Origin of the sequence: Archangium sp., assembly GCF_036388035.1 — a bacterium.
Classification (GTDB): Bacteria; Myxococcota; Myxococcia; order Myxococcales; family Myxococcaceae; genus Archangium.
The window spans coordinates 1-3,210 of record NZ_DASVSO010000152.1 but is presented as its reverse complement, the minus strand read 5'-3'; the positions used below and the strand labels follow the sequence as shown (position 1 = coordinate 3,210).

The 3,210-nt window shown below is 64.2% G+C and carries 4 protein-coding genes; all 4 read left to right on the top strand.

Annotated features, from left to right (window positions below; translation table 11 throughout):
• On the top strand, positions 1-635 hold a 635-nt coding region (locus tag VF697_RS06840), incomplete at its 5' end, for a hypothetical protein (RefSeq protein WP_331092686.1).
• Between the two features lie 14 nt (positions 636-649).
• Complete coding sequence (locus tag VF697_RS06835) at positions 650-2,065, top strand: AAA family ATPase (protein WP_331092685.1); 1,416 nt, start codon at positions 650-652, stop codon at positions 2,063-2,065.
• A 4-nt stretch (positions 2,066-2,069) separates the two neighbouring features.
• On the top strand, positions 2,070-2,567 hold the full coding sequence (locus tag VF697_RS06830; RefSeq protein ID WP_331092684.1) for a hypothetical protein: 498 nt from the start codon (positions 2,070-2,072) through the stop codon (positions 2,565-2,567).
• Positions 2,564-3,210, top strand: a 647-nt coding sequence (locus VF697_RS06825) for an RNA ligase family protein (protein ID WP_331092683.1), incomplete at its 3' end; no start/stop codon positions are given. The genes VF697_RS06830 and VF697_RS06825, both read left to right, overlap by 4 nt.

Here is a 3,210-nt window from a genome sequence, read left to right as displayed (position 1 = left end):
AGCGGGGCCCCGAGTTGCACAACACGGATGGTGAGCCGTTCGTTTTCGTGGAGGACCGCTACGAACTCATGCCGGAGGCCCGCTCGCGGGTGCTGGAGGCGCTCGCGAAGCGGGAGGGCGTGGAGGTGGAGGAGGACGAGGAGGGGGTCCACTTCACCTTCCTGAAGGAGGGGAATGCCATGCACCGGGAATGGGAGAACACGGTCGTCGGCCGCGCGCATGTGGAGGCGGAGACGGTGCGGCTGGAGACGAACTCGGTGAAGCGCGCGGACGAGCTGCGCCGCCGGGTGGAGGCCGCGTGCGATGGGCTCCTCAGCCGCCACACGCGCGAGGAGACCGAGCCCTCGAAGCTGCGCGAGGCGATGGAGGGCCAACCTCCACCTCCACGCGAGCCGTCCTCCCCCGAGCTGTTGGAGGCTCTGCGCGAGTTCAAGTCACGCCACTACGCGACCTGGTTGGACACCGGCCTCCCGGCACTGAAGGGCAAGAGCCCACGCCAGGCGGTGCGTACCAAGGCCGGGCGTCACGAGGTGGATGTGCTGCTCAAGGAGCTGGAGAACGCGGAGGCGCGCCTGCCTGTCGAAGAGCGGATGGACTTCTCCGGACTTCGGAGCGAGCTGGGACTGGAGGGGTGATAGAACCCGACGCCATGTTCACGCAGCTGCGCATCCAGAACTTCAAGGCGTGGAAGGACACGGGGAATATTCGCCTCGCGCCGTTGACCGTCTTCTTCGGGCCCAACAGCTCCGGTAAGACGAGCCTGCTCCAGTTTCTCTTGATGCTGAAGCAGACCGCGCAGTCTCCGAACCCCAAGCAGGTCATGAACTTCGGCGGGGATGGTCGCAGTTTCGTCGACTTGGGGATCTGGCCAGAGATGGTGTTCGCACACGATGCGCGGCAGTCTCTTGGCTTCGAGTTGGAGTGGCAGGTTCCGCATCTACCGCTGGTGGGTGTGACCGAGCCACGATGGATGGTTGTGACCTTCCAGGCGAAGGTAGGGACTTCCGAGGAGAATGCGCCCCTCGGTGTCAGGATGTTTCGCTATGAAGTGAATCCCTGGAAGGGCCACATGGCGGCGTTTTCCCTGGGGATGGACTACAGCCCCGCCTTGGGGGAATACGAGTTCTGGCACCGGGATGACACAGGTCGGATCGTGAGTGCCAGGAAGTCAGAAGCACCCATGGCGCCACTGCCTCAAAGGAAGCTGGCTCCTGTTCACTTCTATGGTTTCCCCCTGGATACGAGCGTTTTCTATACGGGGACTGGGTTCACGGACGACGCGACGTTGCTTCTGACTCAGCAACTCGACTCCCTTAGATACCTGGGGCCGCTGCGTCAGATGCCTAGGAGGCTGTATGCTTGGTCAGGAGCAACACCTCCGGATGTCGGCATCTACGGCGAACAGGTCGTGGAAGCGATTCTGGCCGCTCGTGATCAGGTTCTCCTGCCGGCAGATGGTGGGGACCCGATTCGCTTCGAGGAACTCATCGCGCGGTGGTTGAAGCGGATGGGTCTCCTGGAATCGTTCTCGGCCAAGCCAATTGCGCCAAACCGGAAGGAATACGAGGTGCTCGTTCAGACTCCCGGTAGCAGGAAGCCCGTGAGCCTTGTCGATGTCGGCTTTGGGGTTTCCCAAGTTCTTCCGGTGCTGGTTCAGCTCTTCTACGTCGCAGCGAATTCTGTCCTCATCTTCGAGCAACCGGAGATCCACCTGCATCCCCGCGCCCAGTCCGAACTCGCAGACCTCTTCATCGAGGCCATCCAGATGCGAGAGCAGTCCTGGCCGAGAAACATACAACTCCTCGTGGAGAGCCACTCCGAGCACTTCCTTCGTCGCATCCAGCGCCGGATCGCGGAGGGCGTGCTGGCTCCCGAGCAGACGGCGCTCTACTTCTGCAAGCCGGGGCCCGATGGGTCCACCATCGAGGAGCTTCAGGTCGACAAGTACGGGCGCATCTCCAACTGGCCCGAAAACTTCTTCGGTGATGCCATCGGAGATACAGAGGAGCAGATGGACGCCATGCTTCGTCGCATGGAGCAGGAGGAGCCGAGTGCCTCCGGGTGACCATGTGCTGGACACCAACGTGCTCCTCGTGGCGAGCGCGGGCGATCCTTCCTCGCCGTTCAAGGATAGTCCCCATGTGCCGCTGGCCGAGCAGCGGGCGGTGTTGGCGTGGTTACGCGAGTTCCGGAGGGACCGGTCGCGTCTGCTCGTGCTCGACTCCCAGCGGGAGGTCATGCGCGAGTACAAGAAGCAACTCGGCAAGAACGATTACGGGTATCAGGTCGTCATCGAGAAGCTTCAAACCGCGCGATTCCACCGGATCCAGTTGGATGAAGGGGGGGCTGCGCAACTGCCGGAGCCGCTGCGGACCGAGGTAAAGGACAGGTCTGATCGCAAGTTCGTCGCGGTCGCACTGGCGGATGCAGGGGCAAGTTCCTTGGTCAATGCCTGCGACACCGATTGGTACGACTGCGAGGCCGCGCTCATGCAGGCCGGCATCAATGTGGAGCAGCTCATCGACGGCTGGTGCCGGGCCAAGCACGCGGAGAAGCACGGGAAGTGAGCTCGACGGACTTCTTCAAGTTCCCGCACACTCCGCACCTCGCGTGGCTCTCTTCCGTTCCCGCGCGCCAGGACAAGGTGCTCTCGCCTCCCGAGGTCCGGGACTTCCTCTCGGGTGAGGTGCTCGTCGAGGAAAAGGTGGATGGGGCCAACCTCGGCATCTCCGTCGACCCTGCTGGCAACCTGCGCGCGCAGAACCGTGGCTCCCTCCTGGGCACCCGCGCCTCGCCCCAGTTCCAGCCGCTCTGGCCCTGGCTGGAGGCCCGGCGTGAGCGGCTCGTCGAGGCGCTCGGGGAGAACCTCATCCTCTTCGGGGAGTGGTGCTTCGCCGTCCACAGCGTCCGCTACGACGCGCTCCCTGACTGGTTCCTCGCCTTCGACGTCTACGACCGTGCGTCGGGCCGCTTCTGGTCCGCGGCGCGCCGCGATGCCCTGGTCGAGCGGCTCGGCCTCGCCCGGGTGCCCGAGCTTGCCCGAGGGCGCTTCTCCCTCGCCAACGTCCAGAAACTCCTCGGCCCTTCCCGGCTCGCGCGGGCCCCCATGGAGGGCCTCTACCTGCGCCGGGACCAGGGTGGATTCCTGGAGGCCCGCACCAAGCTCGTGCGCGCTGAGTTCGTCCAGGCCATCGAGGAGCACTGGTCCTC